Below are 20458 nucleotides of genomic sequence, written 5' to 3'. Positions count from 1 at the left end.
GTCAGACTCCCAATCCCAAGATTCGTGAAGCGATGATGTTTTTCTGGATCTGTGAGGTGCCACCCATGACGCTTTGCGCGCGACTGTACAAATATGCGCTCAGCAGGTCCGGATCGCGGGTCCCGGTGACCGCCAACGCGGCATGCCCGACGGATTGCTCGACCCAGGTCATCAGCAGCTTGTCGAGCGACCCCTCCGACCCGTGCGATACGCCGTCGAGCTGTTCGGACAGCCGCCGCCGCACGTGATGCGTCAGCATGTCCGACTGAACCGCGGCCCATGCCAGCTCTTCGGAAACCTCGCCGTCGTTGCGGGACAACAGCTCTCGCACCAGCTTGCCGTAGCGGGCCGCGTAGCCGAGCGTGGATGGCTCGCGCTCGTGCCCGACGACGGTCATCGCCACCGCCCAGCCGTCACCGGGGGCGCCGACCATGCGGTCGGCAGGCACCGTGGCATCGTCGAAGAACACCTGACCGAACTCGTTGGTGACGCCGTTGATCATCTGCAGCGGGCGCTGTTGCACCCCAGCCTGTTTCATGTCCAGAACGAACGCCGACAGGCCGCGGTGCCGCTTGGCCTCGGGGTCGGTGCGCGCCAGCAGCAGGCATCGGTCCGCGACGTCGGAGTAGCTCGTCCAGATCTTGTGCCCGTTGATCACATAGTTGTCGCCGTCGAGACGGGCGGTGGTGGTCAGCGACGCCAGATCCGAGCCGGCACCCGGCTCGCTGAAGCCCTGGCACCAGCGCTCGGTTCCGTTGATGATGCCCGGCAGGAAGCGCTTTCGCAGTTCGTCGTTCGCGTGGTGGCCGATGCCGTAGACCAGGTAGCCGACGCTGGGGCGCGGCGGAGCGCCGGCGCGCACCAGCTCCTCGTCGACGATGACGTCGTAGACGGGGGCCAGGTCCTGCCCGCCCCAGTCGCGCGGCCAGGACAGGCCGAAGAAACCGTTCTCGTACAGGGCGCGGTGCCAGTCGGCCATGCGGGCCCAATACTCGTCGCCGGATCCGGAGAACTCCTTGGCATGCGCGGAAAGCCAGGCGCGCAACCGTTCCCGGAAGGCCGCCTCGTCGGATGAGTCACGAAAGTCCAAGATCGATCTCCTTCAACGCGACCGGCCATAGCTCGGTCGATGTCAGCGCACGGCGCAGATAGACGTGTGCCACGCACTCCCAGGTGTTGCCGATGCCGCCGTGCACCTGAATGGCCGTTTCGCAGACGGTTCGGGTGGCGCGCGCGCAGTAGACCTTGGCGATCTGGGCGGCCCGAGTCGCTTCGGCGGGGGACAGCTCGTCGACCGCCCATGCGGCATGGCGCAGCACGCTGATCGAACCCTCGATCAGCGCAAGGCTTTCGGCCAGCAGGTGCGCGATGGCTTGATAGGAACCGATCGCCTTGCCGTACTGCTCACGGATCTTCGCGTAGTCGCAGGCGACGGCGTGGGCGCCGCGGGCGACCCCGACCAGATCCGCCGCGGTGGCCACCAGCGCGAGCGCATGCCATTGGGCCGCAACGTCTTCCGAGACCTGGCCGAGCTCGGTCGGCGAACCCGTGAGCTCGGCGTCGGCGCGGGTCAGATCCACCCCAACGCCCGGGGTGCCCAGGTCGAACGCCAGCACCGTGGTGCCGGAGAGCTGCAAGGCCCGCTGGTAGCCGCGGGCGTCGATCGCGCGATCGTCGACCGCGATGGTCAGTCCCCCCGCGTCGGCTGCGACGTGGCGCGCCAAATCGTCGGCCAGGACCGGGCCCAGGAACGGCGCGTCGACCAGACGGCGGCCGAATTCCTCGGTAACGATCGCCACTTCGACGCCGGAAGCCTCGTCGGAACGCAGCGTCCGCCAGCCCGTCGCCTCAATTTGCCTGTCCAGACGGCTGATTCGGCCCTGGTCGTCCAGATCCTGGACGGCGCCGGGCCCCAGGTCGTCGCCCAGCTTCGCGGCCGCGTCGCGTAAGAGCTGTTGTTCAGCTGTTAGTCGTACATCCATAGCGCTCCTTCAAGACTCTGCGCAGCACCTTGCCCGACGGCAGGCGCGGAATATCGGGCACGAAGACGACCCGGCTCAGGCGTTTGTAGGACGCCAACCTTTCGTCCACGCGGGCGGTGAGGTCGGCGGCGACCGCCTCCTCGTCCAGGGGGCTGCAAATCGCGACCGCTGCGACGACCGCTTCCCCGTTGATTCCGTCGGGAACGCCGAACACCGCGCAGTCTTTCACGGCCGGGTGGCCGTGCAACACCGTTTCGATTTCGGCCGGCGCAACCTGGAAGCCGCGCACCTTGATCATTTCCTTCAGGCGGTCGGTGATCCGCAGCCACCCGCCGACGTCCAGCCAGCCGACGTCCCCGGTCCGGTACCAGCCGTCGTGGATGACCTCCGCGGTCGCCTCGGACGGCAGGTAGCCGGCCATCAAGGTGTCCGACCGCGCCTGGATCTCGCCGATCTCCCCGGGAGCGACGGGTTCGCCGGTCTGCAACGAGATCACGCGGATGTCCACGCCGGCCACCGAGCGGCCGACCGAATCGAGCCGGGGCCCGTCCAGCGGATTGCACGCGATGACGGGCAATTCCGTTGTGCCGTAAGCGGGTAGCCAGCCGACTCCGGTCCGCTTGGTGACGGTTTCGGCGACGCTGGCGCTTACCGGTGTGGCGCCCCACATGATGTAGCGCAGCGAGGACAGGTCGAACGACTCGAGCGTGGGATGCGAGGCGATGGCCAGCGCAATGGGGGCGACCGCCATTTCGATTGTGATGCGGTCACTTTCGATGTGCTGCAGCATCCGGTCGATGTCGAACCGGGGGTGCAGCCGCATCCAGGCGCCGGTCCGCAGCACCGTGAGGATGTTGAGCAGGCCGAGGATGTGCGAAGGCGGCGTCACGATCTGGATTCGGTCGCTGCGGGTGAGCTGCAGTGCCTCACGCCACTGCCGCACGGCCTCGTGCAGCGCCGCGTGCGTGTGCCGGACGGCCTTGGGCAGTCCGGTGGTGCCGGAACTGAACACCAGCACCGCGTCGGCGCGGGGCGGCAGCGACCTAGGCGTCGGCTCCGTGGGCGTGATCGGTTCGTCCAGGTGCAGCATCGGCATCAGGTCCGCCAGTACCGGGTGGTCGCCGATGGCATGCGACGGCTGCGTGAGCCCCAGCGCGTGGTCGACCTCGTCGCGCTTCCACGCCGGACTGATCAGCACGACCGTCGCGCCCAGCCGCCAGATCGCCAGCAGGGCGGCGACGAACTCGGGCCGGTTGGATGCCATGACCGCGGCGCGTTGACCTGCGGCGAGTCCGGCCTTGGCCAGATTGGCGGCGAGTCCGTCGGCCAGCGCGTCGAGCTGCGGCAGGCTGTACTGCCGTTCCTCGAACGCGAGCGCGGCCGGCTCGGTCACGTCCTGTCCTTTCCTGGCAGGCCCGGCTGACCCGACATCCGCACAGTCCTGAGAAGATCCTATCGATTAGTGAGAATAGTATTCTCTAGAGTGAAGAATGCAAGTACGGCGTTGGTAGTCAGCGGTGGCCCGCGGACTCGCAGTGTTCCCACATGCGCCGTCACACGATGATCGAGGAGACTGCACGGGTGGCAGAACCGTTGAACGGGGCCGGCGCCGGCAAGGTGACCATCTACCTCGAACGTAAGAAGGTGGAGGTGCCGCTGGTCCCCGGCGAGACGCTCCTGGAAACCGCCCGCCGTGCCGGCTTGGACCCGCCGTTCAACTGCGAGGCCGGCAACTGTGGCACCTGCATGGCCCGGCTTGAAGAGGGCCACGCGAACATGCGGATCAACGACGCTTTGGACGACGACGAGGTGGCCGACGGCTACATTCTGACGTGCCAGGGTGTACCGGACACGGACTCGATCACGGTGCGCTACGAATAGTCCCGAGAGGTGGCGGCGATGGCCAAGGGCATCATTTTCGTCAAGAGTTATCCCAGCTCGCCCGAGCGCGAGCAGGAGTACAACACCTGGTACGACGAAGTCCACCTGGGCGAGCTCGTGGCGCTCGACGGTTTCGTCTCGGCGCGGCGGCTGCGTCCGGTCGACGGCAACGGCCCGTACGTCGCCATCTATGAGATCGAGGGCGACGATCTGCAGGCCATCTTGGATGGCATGGTCGCCAACGCCGGGCAGCTGCACATGTCGGATGCCCTGCAGTTGGACCCGGCGCCGATCCCCCGACTGCTCGAGACGACCACCGAGGCCTAAGCCTTCGCGGCCGGCGGGTTTGCCTCGAAGCTTTTCAGCATCTCGGGTTGCAGGGGTTCCATCTGCAGGTAGATGTCGATATGACGGATCTTGCCCTCATCGGTGAACTCGTACACGGACAGGGAGTTGACGACGCTGCTGAAATCGCCGACCTTACTGCGCTCCTCGAGTTCGAGGAACACCCGGCCGTCGCTCTCGGTGATGCGCTTGAAAGAACATTCCCACTCCGACGACATGGCCCAGTTTGTCAGGAAGTTGACGTAATCCGACCACGTCATCACCTCCTTGAAGGCGCCAACGCGCTCGAACTCGTCGGTGGCGAGCAGCTCGGCCAACGGTGCCCAACTATCAACGGAGAAGCCAGGTTTCTTCGCTTCGTCAACCAATCGCTTGGTGATCAGGCTGTATTGCAGCACCGTGCGCGCTCGACCGGCATGGCTGTCGATGACGTCCGCTACGTTCACCGCGCTTCCCCCTGGATCGAACTCACGTTATGGCCGAACGTGAAGGTGACTTCACGCTCGAGTCCGAACGTGAAAGTGGTTTCACGCTCGACGAGAAGCACCCCCGGCCGCGCGCTAGCACTGCGGCAGCTCGGGCGGCGGGCGGTACTCGGGCTGATAGCCGGAGATGTGGATCGGGCTGCCGACGAGCCGGAACTCGCCGGCCGTCACCACAACTTCCGGCGTGGCCTCGAGCGCCTCGGGCAGGATCCGGACGGCGGCCGCCGGGACACCGAGCGGGCGTAGCCGTCGTTCCCATCCGGCGGCGGTGTCGGTTGCCAGCATCGCGGTGACGACGGCCAGCACCTCGTCGCGGCGGGCGACCCGCTCGGCCATGGTCTCGAAGCCGCCGACGCCCGCCTCGGCGGCGAACGACTTCCAGAATCCGTCGTGTGTGATGAACAGCGCGAGATATCCGTCGGAGGTCGGAAAGAGCTGAGCCGGAACGTAATACGAGTGCGCCCCATAGGGGCGGCGCTGTGGCACGACGCCGTTGTTGAGGTAGGCCGAGGCGTGGTAGTTGAGCTGCGAGAGCATGACATCGCGCAACGAGACGTCCACCTGCCCGCCGGTGCCGGAGACGATCTTAGCCAAAAGCCCCAGCGCCGCGGTCATTCCGGTGGAGTTGTCGGCCGAGGAGTAACCGGGCAGCGTCGGCGGGCCGTCCGGGTCACCGGTCAGGGCGGCGGTGCCGACGCCGGCCTGCACCACGTAGTCGAAGGCCGGATCGTCGCCGCCGTACAGGCCGAAGCCGGTGATCGCGACACAGACGATCCGCTCGTTGTGCCGGCGCAGCTCGTCGTAAGTAAGGCCCAGCCGGCGGATGGCCGACGGCTTCAGGTTCACCAGCAGCGCGTGCGAATCCGCGACCAGCTCGCCCAACCGCTGTTGTCCCGCTTCGGAATTCAGGTCCAGGCAGATGCTGGACTTGTTGCGGTTGAGGCTGGCGAAGTAGGTGGCGCCGACGCTGCGGGAGATCTCGCCCCCGGCGGGCTCGATCTTGGTGACCTCGGCACCGAGATCGGCGAGCAGCATGGTGGCGTAGGGCCCCGCCAGCATGGTGCCGACCTCGAGGATCTTGATCCCCGCCAGCGGCCCGGTGTTGCTGTCAGTCAACGCAATTCCGCTGCGAGCGAGGCGATCATTTCGCGGGTACGGCGTTTGGAGGCGACGAGCTCGTCGCGGTTCTCGCCGATCGGCAGCAGCCGCACCGACAGGTCGGTCACGCCCGCGTCGGCGAATCGGCGCATCCGGGCCAGGATCTGCTTCTCGTCGCCGGCCGCGCACAGGTCGCCGACGTCGCGGGCATCGCCGCGGTCGAGCAGGCGCTGATAGTTCGGCGACACCTCGGCCTCGCCCAGAATGCGGTTGGCCCGTTCCTTGGCCTCGTCGACCCGCGAAGGCTCACACAGGCATACCGGAATACCCGCGACGATGCGCGGCGCGGGCCGGCCGGCATCCGCGGCGGCCTTGGTGATCTTGGGCGCGATGTGATCGCCGATCGCGCGCTCGTCGGCCATCCACAACACGGTCCCGTCGGCGAGCTCGCCGGCGATCTGCAGCATCACCGGCCCCAGCGCGGCGACCAGCACCGGCATCGGGGTGTCGGCCCCGACGGCCATCGGGTTGTGCACGGTGAACGAATCGTTCTCGACGTCAACGTCTCCCGGCCCGGCGATCGCTTCGTTGAGCACCTGAAGGTAGTCGCGGGTGTAGGCCGCCGGCTTCTCGTAGGGCAGCCCGAGCATGTCGCGGACGATCCAGTGGTGCGACGGCCCGACACCGAGCGCCAGCCGGTTACCGGCGACCGCGTGGGCCGAAAGGGCCTGCCGGGCAAGGGCGATCGGGTGCTGGGCCTGCAGCGGCACCACCGCGGTGCCCAGCTCGATGCGCGAGCTGTGCGCGGCCATCAGCGACACCATGGTCAGGCAGTCGAAGTCGTTGGGCACCTGCGGCATCCACGCGGTGTTCAGCCCCGCGGATTCGGCCCATTCGATGTCGGCGGCCAGCTTGTCCACCTTGCGGGCCATGTCGCCACGCTCGGCGCCGATCATCACTCCGACGCGCACGGTTCCTCCAATGCCGGTTCGGGGGTGCCGGTCAGTACGCGGATCTCGCGCACCAGGTTCTCCAGCGGCGTCCCAGTGGGGAACACCGCCGCGGCACCGGCGGAAAGCAGTTTGGGAACGTCGGCATGCGGGATCGTCCCGCCGACGACGACGGCGATGTCGGCGGCATCGGCGGCCCGCAACGCCTCGACGGTGCGCGTGGTCAGCGCCAGGTGCGCACCGGACAGGATGCTCAGGCCGACGACGGCGACGTCCTCCTGGACCGCGATGGAGGCGATGTCCTCGATGCGCTGCCGGATGCCGGTGTAGATGACTTCGAAGCCGGCGTCACGCAGGGTCCGGGCGACGATCTTGGCGCCGCGATCGTGCCCGTCGAGGCCGGGCTTGGCGACGAGAATGCGAGCTGTCATCTAAAACACCACCGGTTGCTGGAATTCGCCCCATACCGCCTTGAGCGCGGAGACCATTTCCCCGACCGTGCAGTAGGCATTGGCGCAGTCGATCAACTTGTGCATCAGGTTGTCGTCCCCCTCGGCCGACCGCGACAACGCAGCCAACGTGGATTCCACTGCGGCCGAATCCCTTTCGGCCTTGACCTTGGACAAACGCTTGAGCTGCAGATCGCGGCCCTCGGCGTCGAGCTCATACGTGACGACGTCGTGCTCGGGCTCCTCGGTCACGAACCGGTTGACCCCGACCACCGGCCGGGTGCCGTCTTCGACGTCGTGGTGCAGGTTGAAGGCCTCGTCGGCGATCAGGCCCTGCAGGTAGCCGTCCTCGATGGCGTGCACCATCCCGCCGTGGCGTTCGAGGTCGGCCATGATCTCGATGATGCGCTCCTCGGTGGCATCGGTGAGCGCCTCGACGAAGTAGGAGCCGCCCAGCGGGTCGGCGACGCTGGCCACGCCGGTTTCGTGCGCCAGGATCTGCTGGGTGCGCAGCGCCAGCGTCGTGGTCTCCTCGGTGGGCAAGGCGAACGGCTCGTCCCACGCCGCGGTGAACATCGACTGGACACCGCCGAGCACCGCGGCCATCGCCTCGTAGGCCACCCGGACGATGTTGTTGTGGGCCTGCGGGGCGTACAGCGACGCGCCACCGCAGACGCAGCCGAAGCGGAACATTGCCGCCTTAGCCGTCGTCGCCCCGTACCGCTCCTGCACGATCGTCGCCCAACGGCGCCGTCCCGCACGGTATTTCGCGATCTCCTCGAAGAAATCGCCGTGGGTATAGAAGAAGAACGAGATCTGCGGCGCGAACTGGTCGATGGTCATGCGGCCGCGCTCCACCACGGTGTCGCAATAGGTCACCCCGTCGGCCAGGGTGAACGCCATCTCCTGCACCGCGTTGGCCCCGGCATCGCGGAAGTGCGCCCCTGCCACCGAAATCGCGTTGAACCTCGGCACCTCGGCCGCGCAGAACTCGATGGTGTCGGCGATCAGCCGCAGCGACGGCTCCGGCGGCCAGATCCAGGTGCCGCGCGAGGCGTATTCCTTGAGGATGTCGTTCTGGATGGTCCCGGTGAGCTTGGCCCGCGGAATCCCCTTTTTCTCGGCGGCGGCGACGTAGAACGCCAGCAGGATCGCGGCCGTGCCGTTGATCGTCATGCTCGTGCTGAGCTTGTCCAGCGGGATGCCGTCGAACAGGATCTCGAAGTCGGCCAGGGTGTCGACGGCGACGCCGACCCGACCCACCTCCTCGCCGAACTCGGGGTCGTCGGAGTCGTAGCCGCATTGGGTGGGCAGGTCCAGCGCGACCGACAGCCCCGTCCCGCCCTGCTCCAGCAGGTAGCGGTAGCGGCGATTGGATTCCTCGGCGGTGCCGAACCCGGAGTACTGCCGGAACGTCCAGAGCTTGCCGCGATAGCCGGACGCGAAGTTACCCCGGGTGAAGGGGAACTCCCCCGGCTGCGGAGGCTCCGCGGCTACATCCGCCGGCCCGTAGACGGGCTGCAGCGGGATACCAGACGGAGTGTGGGCCGTATTATCCATCGGTGAATAACGTACTTGCAAAAAAAGAGAATGCCAATACCGCCTACTTGACCAGGCCAAAGGAGACAAATGGTTAACAAAGAGTTCGCCGACCGGACCGTGGTGATCTCCGGCGGCAGCCGCGGCATCGGCCTCGCGATCGGGATCGCGGCGGCCAAGCGGGGCGCCAACGTGGTTCTGCTGGCCAAGACCGACACCCCGCACCCCCGCCTGCCCGGGACGGTGCACACCGCGGCCGGTGAGGTCGAGGCCGCGGGCGGCAAGGCGCTGGCCGTGGTCGGCGATGTGCGCAACGAAGAGGACGTGCAGCGCGCGGTCGACGCCGCGGTGCAGCGGTTCGGCGGGGTCGACGTCTGCGTGAACAACGCCAGCGCCATCGCGACGGACCCGACGCCCACGCTGTCGGCCAAGAAGTACGACCTGATGCAGGAGATCAACCTGCGTGGCACGTTCCTGTTGACCAAGGCGTGCGTGCCGCACTTGCAGAAGTCGGCCAACCCGCACGTGCTGACCATCTCGCCGCCCATCAACCTGAATCCCCGGTGGCTGGGCGCGCACCCGGCCTACACGCTGTCCAAGTACGGCATGACGCTGCTGTCGCTGGGCTGGGCGGCGGAATTCGCCGACGACGGCATCGGCGTGAACTGCCTGTGGCCGGAGACCTACATCGCCACCTCCGCGGTCGCCAACATGGCCGACGGTGACCGGTTGGCCCAGTCGTCGCGCAGCCCGGAGATCATGGGCGATGCCGCGGTCGAGATCGTCTCCCGGCCCGCGCGCGAAGCCACCGGCGACTGCCACATCGACTCGGAGTTGCTGCGGTCCAGCGGTGTTTCGGACCTGTCCCGCTACGGCGGTGGGGACCAGCCCATTGGAGACCTTTTCCTGGACTGAGCGCTAAGCTGCTCGGACGCGCAGGTCACGGCCCACGACGGAGGTCGACATGACGGTGTCCAGGCCATCGGCGGCTGATATCGACTCGGCCGCTAGGCATTTCGGCTTTCACTTCGACGCGGACGAGCAGCGGGGCTACCAGGCTTTCGTCGGGCACTCGCTGAAGGCCTACGACGTGGTCGACGAGCTCTACGATCGGCTCGCCAAACCGCAGGCCCCCGAACGCGCGTACGCATTCCCGAAGCCAGACGCCAACCCGCTGGGCGCCTGGTACGTCACTACCGCGATCGCCTCCGGCGCCGAGGGCCCGCTGTCGGGCAGGCCGGTGGCGATCAAGGACAACATCGCGGTCGCCGGCGTCCCGATGATGAACGGGTCGCGGGCCGTCGAGGGGTTCGTCCCCAGCCGGGACGCGACGGTCGTCGAGCGCCTGCTCGCCGCCGGCGCAACGATCGCGGGCAAGAGCGTGTGCGAGGACATGTGCTGCTCGGGCTCCAGCTTCACCTCCGCGTCCGGGCCGGTGCGCAACCCGTGGGCGCCCGATCGCGAGGCGGGCGGATCGTCCAGTGGTAGTGCGGCATTGGTGGCCGCGGGCGAGGTCGAGCTGGCCCTGGGCGGCGATCAGGGCGGATCGATCCGCATCCCCGCCGCGCTGTGCGGCGTCGTCGGGCACAAGCCGACGCACGGGCTGGTCCCCTACACCGGTGCCTTCCCGATCGAGCGGACGATCGATCACCTCGGCCCCATGACACGCACTGTCGCCGACGCCGCCCTGTTGCTCACGGTGCTCGCCGGGGCCGACGGCCTGGACCCGCGCCAGCCCGGGGCCCTCGACGCCGTCGACTACCGGGCCGCACTCACCGGCGACGTGGCCGGCCTGCGCATCGGCCTGCTCACCGAGGGCTTCGGCCAGCCCGGCTCGCTGGCCGCGGCCGACGACCTGGTCCGCGCCGCCCCCCGGCGCTTCACCGAAATCGGTTGCACGACCGGCGAAGTCAGCGTGCCCATGCACCTGGCCGCCCTGCATGTCTTCACCGTGATCATCACCGACGGCACGGCCTATCAGATGCTGGACGGCAACGGCTACGGCCTGGGCGCCGACGGGCTGTACGACCCGGAACTCATGGCGCACTTCGCAAGGCAGCGCGTCGCCCACGCCGACCGATTCGCCAGCACCGTCAAGGCGACGGCGCTGTGCGGCCATCACGGCCTGCGCGCGCTGGGCGGCGTGTCCTATGCCAAGGCGCGCAATCTGGTACCGCATGTGCGCGCGGCCTACGACGACGCGCTGGACCAATACGACGTGCTGGCGATGCCGACCGTGCCGGGCACGGCCAGCACGCTGCCGCAGGGCGGCCCGGAGGAGGTCGCGCTGCTCGCGTCGGCCCTCGGCAAGGCGCGCAACACCGCGCCCATGGACATCACCGGCCATCCCGCCGTCTCGGTGCCGGCCGGCCTCGTCGACGGCCTGCCGGTCGGAATGATGCTCGTGGGCAAGCGATTCGACGATGCCACCGTGCTCAAGCTGGCCGATGCCTTTGAAGCGCTGTGCGGGGGCTTTCCGAGCCCGCCGGGCGCCGCCGCATAAAGTTAAGCGCGGCAGATGATTTCGCCGTGCGGTATCGCGATCCAGCCGTCCGGTGCCGCGGCCCACTGCAGCCACGCCGCGGAGATCTCCTCGAGTTGCGCGGCGGTGGCCAGGCCCAAGCGCACGATGTCGCGCGCAATCGCCGAGTGCAGGATGCGGTCGGCCCACATTCCGCCCCACCACTCGCGGTCCGCGGGTGTCGCGTAGCACCACAGGCTGCCGGTCGGCACGACGTCGTCGAAGCCCGCTTCCAGCGCCCAGGACAGCAGCCGCCGGCCCGCGTCCGGTTCGCCGCCATTGGCGCGGGCGGCGTGCTCGTAGCTGTCGCGCCACAGGTCCAGCGCCGGCAGTTGCGGGAACCAGATGAAGCCCGCATAGTCGGCGTCGCGCGCGGCGACGACTCCACCCGGCCGGCACACGCGGCGCATCTCTCGCAGCGCCCGCACCGGATCGGCGACGTGCTGCAGGACCTGGTGGGCGTGCACGACATCGAAAGTGCCGTCCGGGAATTCGAGCCGGTGCACATCGGCGGTCGCGAAGGAGACGTTGGACAGGTTGCGGCTCTCGGCCTCGGCGCGGGCCACGTCGAGAACGTCGGTGACCTGGTCGACGGCGGTCACCGCCCCGGGGGCGACCCGGGCGGCGAGATCGGCGGTGATCGTTCCCGGGCCGCACCCGATGTCGAGCACCGACAGCCCCGCCGTCAGGTGGGGCAACAGGTAGGCCGCCGAATCCGCCGCGGTGCGTCGCCGGTGGCCCCGCAGCACCGACTCGTGATGTCCGTGGGTGTAGGAGGCCGAGCGCTCGTTCATCACGCCAGCCTAGCGCCTGCGCCAGAATATGAAACTGGTGTCTCACTATTTGAAATAGCTCAATCGACCGGGACGTTGAGGATCGGGCGGTCGACGCCGGCGCCGGGCCCGTCGAAATGCCACCACTCCCCCGAATACACGGACAGCCCGCCGTACTTCATCGCATCGCGCAGCTGTGCCCGGTTCGCCTGCGCGTTGGCGCTGACCCCCTGCGTCGCGAATGCCGTTGCCCGCGGCGAGAAATCGTCGAAGTCGGTGCCCATGTCGGCCACGCAGAGCCCGGCGACCTGCCGCTCGGGCGGGCATTGCTGTTGCACCGCAGTGAATGTCACGTCGACCGAACGCCCGGACTCGTGGCTGTGCGCGTATTGACCCGGGCGCGCCACCCAGGCCGGGTTGGGGACAACGTTGAACATCCGGACCTGGACGTCGTGCGGGCGGTAGCAGTCCCAGAACACCAAGACGTGGCCCTGCGGCCGCAGCGCGGTCGCCGCCGTGGCGAGTCCGGACGCCATGGATTGGTGCACCAGGCATCGGGCGTCGGACGGATACAACTGGGTGTGGGTGAAGTTGTTGGTCGTCGCGTAACGCAGGTCGATGATGGCGTCGGGCACCACGGTTCGAACGTCGACGAATCCGGCGGCGTGCGCCGCGTCGCTCACCGGTGGCACGTCGGGGCCGGCCTGTGCCGCCCCGGGGCCGCACACCGCGATCAAGCCGACGGCCACCGCCAGCGCAAGGAACCGCCGCATCGCACGCATCCGCCCATTGTCGCGGTTCGCGTTCGATTGCCGCCTTAAGGACGGCGTTCATCCGCCTTTCGCGAGGCGGCCCGTAACGCCGCAAAGTGACTTGCGTCACCATAGCCGATCGTCTAGTTTTGAGTAGCCGATCGGCTAGTCACTAGACGAGGAAGTTCCGCATGCACACGGTCCGTAGCTTCTGCCGCATCTGCACCTCCGTCTGCGGGATCCTGGTCGACGTCGAGGGCGACCAGGTCCTGCAGGTCCACGGCGATCAGGACCACCCCTTCTCCCACGGCTATTGCTGCCCGAAGGGGCGGGCGCTGCCGCAGCTGCATCACCACCCGGATCGCCTGGAACGGCCGCGTATGCGGGTGGACGGCCTGTTGCAGGACACCTCGTGGGAAACGTGCCTGGACGATCTGGGCTCGCGGTTGAAGGACATCATCGATCGCCACGGACCCGAGTCGGTCGCCTTCTATTTCTCCACCATGGAAAGCGCCGGGTTCCGGATGGCCGAGGCCCTGCACGCGGCCATCGGCACCCCGGCGAAGTTCAGCCCGCTGACCATCGACGGCACCGCCAAGCCGTTGATCTCGGATCTGGTGGGCGGCTTCATGGGCCTGTCGGGCAGAGCGGACCTGGACAACACCGACTTCCTGATGCTCGTCGGCATCAATCCCGTTGTCTCCCATGGCCACGCGATCTCGATGCCCAACCCTACGGGCACGGTGCGCGCGATCGCCAAGCGCGGGCAGGTGTGGGTGATCGACCCGCGTCGCACCGAGACCGCCCGGCTGGCCACCGGTCACCTGGCGCCCCGCCCCGGCACCGACCACGCGGTGCTGGCATATCTGGTTCGCGAAATCCTTTGCGACGGCATGAAAACCGATGTGCCGGTACAGGGTATCGACGAGCTGACGGCGGCGGTGGAGCCCTTCACGCTCGAGCACACCGCGACACTCGCCGACGTGCCCGCGGCCGAGTTGCTCGAGCTGTGCGCGGCGGTGCGCGCCGCCAAGTGCGTCAACATCGAAACCGGAACGGGCGTCACCATGACGGCCGAACGGGGCAATGTCACCCAGTGGCTCGCGTGGGTGCTGATGATCCTCACCGGCGCGATGAACCGCCCCGGCGGCATCTGGTTCCATCCCGGATTCGCTTATCAGCTAGAGGCTTTCGGCGAGTTCCTGCCCATCACGCCGATCGAGGGGTCGTTCGGTCCCGGCCCGCGCAGCCGCCCGGAGGCGCAGGCGTTCATCAACGAATGGCCGTGCGCCGTCCTGCCCGACGAAGTCGAGGCCGGAAACATCCGGGCCCTGATCAACGTCGGCGGCAGCCTGATCACGTCGTTTCCCGAGACGGGCAAGTTGATCCCGGCCCTGCGGAACCTCGAAGTCTTCGCCACCACCGAGATCATCAACAACGAAACCACGGAGTTGGCCACGCACGTGCTGCCGACCAAGGACCCGTTGGAGCGGCCCGACATCACCATCCACGACATCCTGAGTTCGCAGGTGTCGGTGCAGTACACGTCCGCGGTGGTGGCCCCGGTCGGTGAGCGGCGCTCGATGTGGTGGGTCTTCGCCGAACTCGGCCGCCGGCTCGGCTACGAGATGGGCAGCCTCGGGGACCCCGAAACCAGCACCGACGACGACGTGCTCAAGGTCCTGCTGTCCGGCGCTCGAGCCAAATACGACGAGGTTGCGGCCAAGGGTTGGGCCGAGGTCCCCAGGGAGCTGCCCGCGGAGTGGGTGGAGGACCACATCGGACGGATGGGCGGCTGGCGCCTGGCGCCGCCGTTGCTCGTCGACCAGCTGGCCGCGCTCGAGCCGCCGGCGCCGCTGGTGTTCGTGCCGCGCCGCCAGCGCAAGAAGTTGAACGGGCAGCTCGACTTCCTCGGCGAGCCGCCCGAGATCTTCATTCATCCCGATGACGGCGAAGCCGCCGGAGTCTTCAACGGCGACAAGGTGACCGTCCGCAGCTCCACCGGCGAGCTGACCGGCATCGCGAAGGTCGACGGCTCGATTCGGCGTGGGGCGGTGTCGATTCCGCACGGCCACCACGCGGCGAACGTCAATCGCCTGACCAACAAGGATGACATCGACGTCGTCACCGGCATGGTGCGTTATTCAGGCATCCCGGTCAGCCTGCACCCGGTGTGACGCCGCGGCTTAGCGCCGCAGAGCGTTCCCTTCTTGTCCTGCAACGGCTTTAGCACCAATGTGAGCTGGATTTCACAAAGCGGGTGTGTGTGATTTGCCTAACGAGAGCGCATTTATCGCCGAATTCACTGGCCGCCTTTGATACGTTCGCAACAATATCTTTGACAGAAATACTGCATCAGGAAATCAATGCGAAGAATCATCGCGCTGCTAATTGTCGGCGCCAATATGCTTGGGGCAACAATGTTTTGGGGTAACGCTGGCATCGCCGCGGCGGACGCCAGCTCCGGTGCCTTCGTGCCGTTGACACCGAAATTCCGGGCGTGTGACTTCACCTGGGCGACGAATGTGGCGACAAACGGCACGGGCAGCGGCCGCACCGCGATTAGCAAGGCGGGATCCAACAAGGTCGTCGCGCAGGTGCAATTGATCGCCGCGCAGCCGCAGGCCCACTACAACGTCAGGCTGATCCAGTCGCCCAGCCCCACCGCGGGCTGCGGGGCCGGGGATGCCGGAGTCACCGCGGGCGGTTTCGACACCGACGGCAGCGGAGCGGGCGCGCTGACGCTGCAAAGCACGATCTCTTCAAACACGACGGGCGTGTGGGTGTTCGTCGACCGACCATCGCCGCACTCGCAGACGCCGATCGACTTCTTCACATCGGAAATCATCACGCCGATCTAGCCGAGGGCATTTCCACCGTCAGGCGCGTTGCGCCCCAACGTATTCGATCAGATCACTGACCCGGTACTTTTGTCGCTACCATTGGCCTCATGGCTCCCAAAGTGGCGACCGCGGATGTGGTCAGTCTTGCCGAGCTCCTCGATTTCATTCGGCCGAGACACAAGATGCTGTTGACCAGTTTTCGTTCCGACGGGTCGTTACAGAGTTCGCCGGTGACCGGCGGTGTCGACGAGCAGGGCCGCATCGTGATCGCGAGCTATCCCCAACGCGCCAAGTGCCGCAACATCCGGCGTAACCCGTCGGCGAGCGTGGTCGTCTTCTCCGATGAATTCAACGGGGCGTACGTGCAAGTCGACGGTGCGGCCGAGGTGATCGATCTGCCCGAAGCGGTGGACCTGCTCGTCGACTATTACCGGGTGATCGCTGGAGAGCACTCCGATTGGGCGGAATATCGCCGCGCCATGGTGGACCAAGGCAAGTGTCTGATCCGGATCACGCCGCGCCACTGGGGGCCGGTCGCCACCGGCGGTTTCCCGCCGAAGTAAAGCTGTCCGAAGTGGTGGCCAGGGGCGGGATCGAACCGCCGACCTTCCGCTTTTCAGGCGGAGTTCGGGCCTACACCAATGTGTTTCAGCCGGTCAGACCAGACGCGCGACCGGCATTCGGACGTGTTGGATCAGTCGGTCTGGCTCGTTGGCCCCATATTGGCCCCATGACGTGACCCAAATCGGCCGCAATCGACAGGCAGGATGCAGTGCAATTTTCTTGCGTGTGGTCCGAAGGGCACCACGCGCGCATCCCAATCTGGGAGCAATTTCACGGCGCCGGCTCAAGCATCAGGCCCCACGGCGTGGTGACGTTGGTGAGCGGTTCGGGCGGCGGGTCGGTGAGCGCGATGAGGTCTCCCGCCAAGCTCGCGGTGCCGCGGCCCTCGAAGAGTGCGACGCAAGCGTTGCCGTCCAGGCGGGACGGGAACCGGACGGCGCCGGCGCCTCGGTCAAAAAGGTCCGCGGCGATCGTCTGCGTGATGGCGCGGCGACTGGTGGTGATCTCGTGTAGATCGAGGTGCTGCAGGTCGTGCTTGAGCAGCAGTTCGACGTGGCGATGCTCGGTCTCCTGGCGTGTGGGGACGTCGGTCAGGTCGATCAAGGGGCCATCGAGCTTGAGGACTGTGGGAACGAGGACGTGCTGTATGCGCCACTGCGCAGTGACCGGCTTCTCAGCGAAGTCTTGAGCGGCCTCGGGTCCGTAGCGCTCGACATGGCGGCGCAGCGCGCCGAGGTTCGGCCGGAAGTCGGCTAGAACCTCGCGGAGACACGTTTCGGCCGAGTCAGCGCAATAGAGCGTGCGGAAACGGCGGTGGACGTCGTCGAAACGGTGACTGAACTGGTATAGATCTAGCGGAGTGAAGCCGAGCGGGTCAGCGTAATAGCCAACCCGCCACAGGGGTCGCCCTTGCTCGGGCGCCGCGATCACGACTGGAAGCTGGCGACCTGCCGTGCGGCCCGTACGACCATCGCGAACTCCGCGGTGTCGATCGCCGCACCGAGCACCTCGATCGGCGCGCGATCGTCCAAGCGCGTGTTGGTGCCAAACAGCCACGCCCGCGCCGTCTTGTCGTCGTAGGCGTCGACGAGCATCCTGACGACCTTGTAGCCCTCGCGTAACCGGCGCTCGGTCGCGCCGTGAGGTTCCGGGCCGCCATTGCGCGCGTAGCGACCGATTTGTTTAGCGTCAGCCAAGCCCGCCATCGCCGCCGCGACGCGTTGGCCGACAGCCTCTTGCAGATATGCGGCGATCTCGCGGATCGAAAGCGTCGCTGCCTCATCATCCAGCCGCTGCGCCGCAGAGACGGTCAAGACCGGCATATCGCACCTCCATATTGGTCTACCCGAGACATTACCACATAAGTGCCCGGTAACACGCCCATAAGCTACACCAGATAGCACACCAGGCGGCCCGACCTACGCCGGTTCGCGGTTGGAGAGGTTGAAACAGCATGTTCGCAGCAAAAATGCGCCAACACGCCGCTCGCTGGCCACGATTCGACCTCTAAGGTGTGAGCTAACCGGTCGCCGTCTTCCCCAATACGCTCGGTCTCATAGCTGCAGGTCAGCGATGTTCAGCCGTCCAGCCTGTCTCGCCTCGTCCCGCTTGTTCGCATCGGTTTCATCATGTTACGTGTCCAAATCCGTGGCCAATCCTCCGAGCCACAAGCGGAACCACACCGCCTTGCGCGAGGTGCTGGCAACGCAAGGGGGCCGCAGCCCGGCGTTGTCCACCACTTCTCCCGTCGCCGCTGCCTGTGCGGGACGAAGCTATGCCGGTTTCGTTACGTCGTTTCGTTTCGTTGCGTCATTTGACATAAAGCGACGAAAGTCGCATCTCGCCGCAACGCGGCGGCGATACTAGCGCCTGAGCGACTGCCACTCAGCGAGGGGGCGCTTTACGCCGGCGCTGCGTGTATGGTCGGCTGGAACCTGCCGGTCCGCCAGCTTGGCCGACGCGCTGGTGGCACGGGCAGTGATCTTCTTGACGTCCGCCTTCTTGACACTCTGCCTATTCACTCGCTGCGTTTTCTCATGCGTCTGCCGGTCGTGCCGGTAGCGGGCAAGCTGAGCCCGAAATTCGTACGACATCATGAGTGGCGGAACAACTATTGGAATTCTGCTGCAGCCGCTGCCGTTTCGCGTTGCTGTTCACTCGTCGTGTCGAATGATGCCACCGCGACCTCTCGGCCAAGCACATGCGCCACGGCCAGCCCCATACCGCCAGCCCCACCAGTCACCACTGCCACCTTCGGCATCACCGGAGGCCCTCGGAGGGCGATTCACTCGTATTCAGCGCATCCACGACGAGCGTGACTCCCACATCGGTGGCGCAACGGGCAGCTAGCGGCTGGGTGTGGGACAGCCTCGGGGCGAGTGTGGGCGCCGGTGATGGCGGTGTTTCTAGTCCTGGGCGGCAGGAATCGGTTCGCATGATGCTCCTAACGGTGCAACCTCAGCCGCGGCTGAGGTGGGCCCGAATGGCCGAGATGGTCGCCGCAACCGCATCGGCGCTGCCGCCGCCGAACGGTGCGAGACTGGCAAAGCCGTGCGTAAGCGCATCGAACTGGCGGTGGTCCACGCTGACACCGGCCGAGCGCAACGCCGCGGCGTATTCGTTACCCTCATCGCGCAGCGGATCGAATCCCCCGGTAAGCACCAGAGCCGGCGCCAGACCGGATAGATCAGCGGCCTTCAGCGGCGATACCCGCGCATCGTCGGCTGCGAGGCCGGTCCCGCCCAAATACAGCTCCGTGAACCAATCCCTGTCCTGCCTGGACAGAAAGAACCCGTCTGAGAACAAGGTGCGCGACCGGGTCTCCTCACACAGGTCGAGGACCGGATAGAGCAGCACCTGCAGCGCCGGCTGTCGAATGCCCTCGTCGCGGCTACGCAGCGCGACCAGCGCAGCCAGGTTTCCACCGGCGCTGTCCCCGCCGACGCCAATACGGGACGGGTCGGCGCCTAAATCGGCGGCATGTCCAAGTGCCCATCGATACGCTGCGAAGCAATCGTCGACCGCGGCCGGGGCCTTGTGTTCCGGCGCGAGCCGGTAGTCCACCGACAACACATGAATTCCCGCGTCTCTACAGATCATCCGGCACAGTCCGTCATGAGATTCGATGTCACCCACGACGAAACCACCACCGTGGAAAAACACAAGTAACGGGGCCGGCCCCGCAATAGTCGGCAGATAGTGCCGTGCCCGCAGGGGGCCGTCGGGACCGGGGATCGTGAGGTCGGCGGTGGTGACAGCGACGTGGGCGCCCATCACCGAGTGCGAGTTCCGCATCAGGGCGCGGGCGACTCGCGGATCGTCAGCAGCCGACAGACCGCCGGTACGTGTGATTCGTTGGGCGGCCAGTATCAGTTGAACCGTGCTGTCAAGGGTGTTGCCGTCGATGATGACTTTTCTGCCGCCGGCGAGAAGGCGCTTCAGCCAAAGCGGAATCCGCGGCATGACCTTCACCCCGATACGAAGGGCTGCGTTGAGCACCGAGAGAGAGCGGCTCCTAGGCTTCGTAAGTGCCACAGCTAGCCCCTTGTGTCATTCGAGGTCAGCGAGCACCGAAACCCCGGCTACCAGCGAGGCTTCCTGTCACGCCTCGCGCGTTTCGCGACTTCCTTTCCGGGGACTGTAGCGGGAACATATATTTGGTTCAACCAGGCAGCTTCGGCCTGGCCGGTTGTGGAAGTCAAGCAACAGGATCTCAACAAAGCTTCCACGACGTATGTCAAGCGGCAGAACCTATCCATGCGGATGTGTATGCGGCGGTTCACCCGGCTCACCAACGGCTTCTCCAAAAAGGTGGAGAACCTGGCATGCGCGGTGTCGCTGCACTACATGTACTACAACTTCGCCCGCCCGAAAAACGACACCCGCGATGGCTGCCGGGGTCGCCAACCGCGTGTGGACGCACCGCGACATCACAGCGCTACTCGACTAGCTTCCCTGGCCACGACAGTGCACCGCCACAAATGAGAAGAATACAGCCTGCGCGGAACAGATATTTGGTTCAATGCCAGGACGCGTCTTCGGCGAATGACTTGGGGAGGATCAGTGCAGAGCAACAAAGCTGGCGCAGGTTCAGTTTCGACCGTGCTGGTCGATTCGCATCAGGTGGGTGTGTGGCGGTTTGGGTCGCCGGGTGGATGGCCGTTGGTGTGGAATCACGGCGGACTCAGTTGCGGTATGGACGCCACGGTGATGGACGAGGCGGCGCAATCTTGTGGCGCGGAGATCATCGCTATTGACCGACCCGGCATTGGGCGCA

At 66.6% G+C, this 20458-nt stretch carries 20 protein-coding genes, 1 tRNA gene and 1 pseudogene; 8 read left to right on the top strand and 14 right to left on the bottom strand.

Annotated elements, in window-relative coordinates; all coding sequences use genetic code 11:
- Position 1 precedes the first annotated feature (1 nt).
- The 3 genes from MRAB57_RS11860 to MRAB57_RS11850 are packed head-to-tail and all read right to left on the bottom strand — an operon-like array spanning position 2 to position 3375.
- Positions 2-1090 (bottom strand): acyl-CoA dehydrogenase family protein, encoded by a 1089-nt coding sequence (locus tag MRAB57_RS11860; protein ID WP_077087716.1) that lies wholly within the window; start codon positions 1088-1090, stop codon positions 2-4.
- Positions 1077-1982: an acyl-CoA dehydrogenase family protein gene (locus tag MRAB57_RS11855; protein WP_077090561.1), complete on the bottom strand. Its 906-nt coding sequence runs from the start codon at positions 1980-1982 to the stop codon at positions 1077-1079. Before MRAB57_RS11855 ends, MRAB57_RS11860 begins: the two co-directional genes overlap by 14 nt.
- Complete coding sequence (locus MRAB57_RS11850) at positions 1960-3375, bottom strand: class I adenylate-forming enzyme family protein (RefSeq protein WP_077087715.1); 1416 nt, start codon at positions 3373-3375, stop codon at positions 1960-1962. Before MRAB57_RS11850 ends, MRAB57_RS11855 begins: the two co-directional genes overlap by 23 nt.
- A 152-nt stretch (positions 3376-3527) precedes the next feature.
- Between MRAB57_RS11850 and MRAB57_RS11845 the strand changes: the two genes are divergently transcribed.
- Both MRAB57_RS11845 and MRAB57_RS11840 read left to right on the top strand, forming a co-directional pair.
- Positions 3528-3863, top strand: a complete 336-nt coding sequence (locus tag MRAB57_RS11845) for a 2Fe-2S iron-sulfur cluster-binding protein (protein WP_077087714.1) — start codon at positions 3528-3530, stop codon at positions 3861-3863.
- Between the two features lie 18 nt (positions 3864-3881).
- Positions 3882-4190, top strand: coding sequence for a DUF4286 family protein (locus tag MRAB57_RS11840; protein WP_077090560.1), 309 nt, complete (start codon positions 3882-3884; stop codon positions 4188-4190).
- Here the strand turns inward: MRAB57_RS11840 and MRAB57_RS11835 are convergent.
- From MRAB57_RS11835 to MRAB57_RS11815, 5 genes are all read right to left on the bottom strand, one after another.
- Positions 4187-4654, bottom strand: coding sequence for a hypothetical protein (locus MRAB57_RS11835; protein ID WP_077087713.1), 468 nt, complete (start codon positions 4652-4654; stop codon positions 4187-4189). The genes MRAB57_RS11840 and MRAB57_RS11835 overlap by 4 nt on opposite strands.
- 114 nt (positions 4655-4768) lie before the next feature.
- Positions 4769-5809: a CaiB/BaiF CoA transferase family protein gene (locus tag MRAB57_RS11830; protein ID WP_077087712.1), complete on the bottom strand. Its 1041-nt coding sequence runs from the start codon at positions 5807-5809 to the stop codon at positions 4769-4771.
- Positions 5806-6762 (bottom strand): LLM class F420-dependent oxidoreductase, encoded by a 957-nt coding sequence (locus MRAB57_RS11825; protein WP_077087711.1) that lies wholly within the window; start codon positions 6760-6762, stop codon positions 5806-5808. The genes MRAB57_RS11830 and MRAB57_RS11825 overlap by 4 nt, the downstream gene beginning before the upstream one ends.
- Positions 6747-7172, bottom strand: coding sequence for a cobalamin-dependent protein (locus MRAB57_RS11820; protein ID WP_077087710.1), 426 nt, complete (start codon positions 7170-7172; stop codon positions 6747-6749). The genes MRAB57_RS11825 and MRAB57_RS11820 overlap by 16 nt, the downstream gene beginning before the upstream one ends.
- Entirely contained in the window at positions 7173-8750 is a 1578-nt protein-coding gene (locus MRAB57_RS11815; protein ID WP_077087709.1) for a methylmalonyl-CoA mutase family protein, read from the bottom strand.
- Between the two features lie 69 nt (positions 8751-8819).
- On the opposite strand from MRAB57_RS11815, the gene MRAB57_RS11810 reads away from it, so the two are divergent.
- Positions 8820-9644, top strand: a complete 825-nt coding sequence (locus tag MRAB57_RS11810; RefSeq protein ID WP_077087708.1) for an SDR family oxidoreductase — start codon at positions 8820-8822, stop codon at positions 9642-9644.
- A gap of 49 nt (positions 9645-9693) precedes the next feature.
- Entirely contained in the window at positions 9694-11232 is a 1539-nt protein-coding gene (locus tag MRAB57_RS11805; protein ID WP_077087707.1) for an amidase, read from the top strand.
- A gap of 2 nt (positions 11233-11234) precedes the next feature.
- Here the strand turns inward: MRAB57_RS11805 and MRAB57_RS11800 are convergent, their stop codons facing one another.
- Together MRAB57_RS11800 and MRAB57_RS11795 are read right to left on the bottom strand one after the other, a co-directional pair.
- On the bottom strand, positions 11235-12044 hold the full coding sequence (locus MRAB57_RS11800; protein WP_077087706.1) for a methyltransferase domain-containing protein: 810 nt from the start codon (positions 12042-12044) through the stop codon (positions 11235-11237).
- Positions 12045-12103: 59 nt separating this feature from the next.
- Positions 12104-12796, bottom strand: coding sequence for a M15 family metallopeptidase (locus MRAB57_RS11795; protein WP_425436807.1), 693 nt, complete (start codon positions 12794-12796; stop codon positions 12104-12106).
- 170 nt (positions 12797-12966) lie between these two features.
- Here MRAB57_RS11795 and MRAB57_RS11790 point away from each other — a divergent pair, with 170 nt between their 5' ends.
- The 3 genes from MRAB57_RS11790 (at position 12967) to MRAB57_RS11780 (ending at position 16181) form a co-directional block, all read left to right on the top strand.
- Positions 12967-14952 (top strand): molybdopterin-containing oxidoreductase family protein, encoded by a 1986-nt coding sequence (locus tag MRAB57_RS11790; RefSeq protein WP_077087704.1) that lies wholly within the window; start codon positions 12967-12969, stop codon positions 14950-14952.
- A 243-nt stretch (positions 14953-15195) separates the two neighbouring features.
- Positions 15196-15636 (top strand): hypothetical protein, encoded by a 441-nt coding sequence (locus MRAB57_RS11785; RefSeq protein WP_083743370.1) that lies wholly within the window; start codon positions 15196-15198, stop codon positions 15634-15636.
- 89 nt (positions 15637-15725) lie between these two features.
- Positions 15726-16181, top strand: a complete 456-nt coding sequence (locus tag MRAB57_RS11780) for a PPOX class F420-dependent oxidoreductase (protein WP_077087702.1) — start codon at positions 15726-15728, stop codon at positions 16179-16181.
- Between the two features lie 12 nt (positions 16182-16193).
- Here MRAB57_RS11780 and MRAB57_RS11775 read toward each other — a convergent pair.
- The 4 genes from MRAB57_RS11775 to MRAB57_RS11750 form a co-directional block, all read right to left on the bottom strand.
- Positions 16194-16255: transfer RNA gene (locus MRAB57_RS11775), tRNA-OTHER, on the bottom strand.
- Between the two features lie 197 nt (positions 16256-16452).
- Complete coding sequence (locus tag MRAB57_RS11770; RefSeq protein ID WP_077087701.1) at positions 16453-17112, bottom strand: RES family NAD+ phosphorylase; 660 nt, start codon at positions 17110-17112, stop codon at positions 16453-16455.
- On the bottom strand, positions 17109-17504 hold the full coding sequence (locus tag MRAB57_RS11765) for an XRE family transcriptional regulator (RefSeq protein ID WP_077087700.1): 396 nt from the start codon (positions 17502-17504) through the stop codon (positions 17109-17111). The genes MRAB57_RS11770 and MRAB57_RS11765 overlap by 4 nt, the downstream gene beginning before the upstream one ends.
- A gap of 1135 nt (positions 17505-18639) precedes the next feature.
- Positions 18640-19680, bottom strand: a complete 1041-nt coding sequence (locus tag MRAB57_RS11750; RefSeq protein ID WP_245835902.1) for an alpha/beta hydrolase — start codon at positions 19678-19680, stop codon at positions 18640-18642.
- A 210-nt stretch (positions 19681-19890) separates the two neighbouring features.
- On the opposite strand from MRAB57_RS11750, the pseudogene MRAB57_RS29165 reads away from it, so the two are divergent.
- Positions 19891-20131, top strand: a pseudogene (locus tag MRAB57_RS29165) (IS1 family transposase); the annotation flags it as partial.
- Between the last annotated feature and the right edge of the window lie 327 nt (positions 20132-20458).

The sequence above is a fragment of the Mycobacterium rhizamassiliense genome (genome assembly GCF_900157375.1).
GTDB lineage: Bacteria > Actinomycetota > Actinomycetes > Mycobacteriales > Mycobacteriaceae > Mycobacterium > Mycobacterium rhizamassiliense.
This window is presented reverse-complemented; position numbering and strand designations above follow the sequence as displayed.

What these genes read in the sequence shown, in the direction of transcription:
- MRAB57_RS11780 (WP_077087702.1), top strand. Translation starts at nt 15,726, where the DNA reads ATGGCTCCCAAAGTGGCGACCGCGGATGTGGTCAGTCTTGCCGAGCTC.
- MRAB57_RS11795 (WP_425436807.1), bottom strand. Translation starts at nt 12,796, where the DNA reads ATGCGGCGGTTCCTTGCGCTGGCGGTGGCCGTCGGCTTGATCGCGGTG.
- MRAB57_RS11785 (WP_083743370.1), top strand. Translation starts at nt 15,196, where the DNA reads ATGTTTTGGGGTAACGCTGGCATCGCCGCGGCGGACGCCAGCTCCGGT.
- MRAB57_RS11805 (WP_077087707.1), top strand. Translation starts at nt 9,694, where the DNA reads ATGACGGTGTCCAGGCCATCGGCGGCTGATATCGACTCGGCCGCTAGG.
- MRAB57_RS11810 (WP_077087708.1), top strand. Translation starts at nt 8,820, where the DNA reads ATGGTTAACAAAGAGTTCGCCGACCGGACCGTGGTGATCTCCGGCGGC.
- MRAB57_RS11855 (WP_077090561.1), bottom strand. Translation starts at nt 1,982, where the DNA reads ATGGATGTACGACTAACAGCTGAACAACAGCTCTTACGCGACGCGGCC.
- MRAB57_RS11765 (WP_077087700.1), bottom strand. Translation starts at nt 17,504, where the DNA reads ATGCCGGTCTTGACCGTCTCTGCGGCGCAGCGGCTGGATGATGAGGCA.
- MRAB57_RS11790 (WP_077087704.1), top strand. Translation starts at nt 12,967, where the DNA reads ATGCACACGGTCCGTAGCTTCTGCCGCATCTGCACCTCCGTCTGCGGG.
- MRAB57_RS11800 (WP_077087706.1), bottom strand. Translation starts at nt 12,044, where the DNA reads ATGAACGAGCGCTCGGCCTCCTACACCCACGGACATCACGAGTCGGTG.
- MRAB57_RS11840 (WP_077090560.1), top strand. Translation starts at nt 3,882, where the DNA reads ATGGCCAAGGGCATCATTTTCGTCAAGAGTTATCCCAGCTCGCCCGAG.
- MRAB57_RS11815 (WP_077087709.1), bottom strand. Translation starts at nt 8,750, where the DNA reads ATGGATAATACGGCCCACACTCCGTCTGGTATCCCGCTGCAGCCCGTC.
- MRAB57_RS11820 (WP_077087710.1), bottom strand. Translation starts at nt 7,172, where the DNA reads ATGACAGCTCGCATTCTCGTCGCCAAGCCCGGCCTCGACGGGCACGAT.
- MRAB57_RS11845 (WP_077087714.1), top strand. Translation starts at nt 3,528, where the DNA reads ATGCGCCGTCACACGATGATCGAGGAGACTGCACGGGTGGCAGAACCG.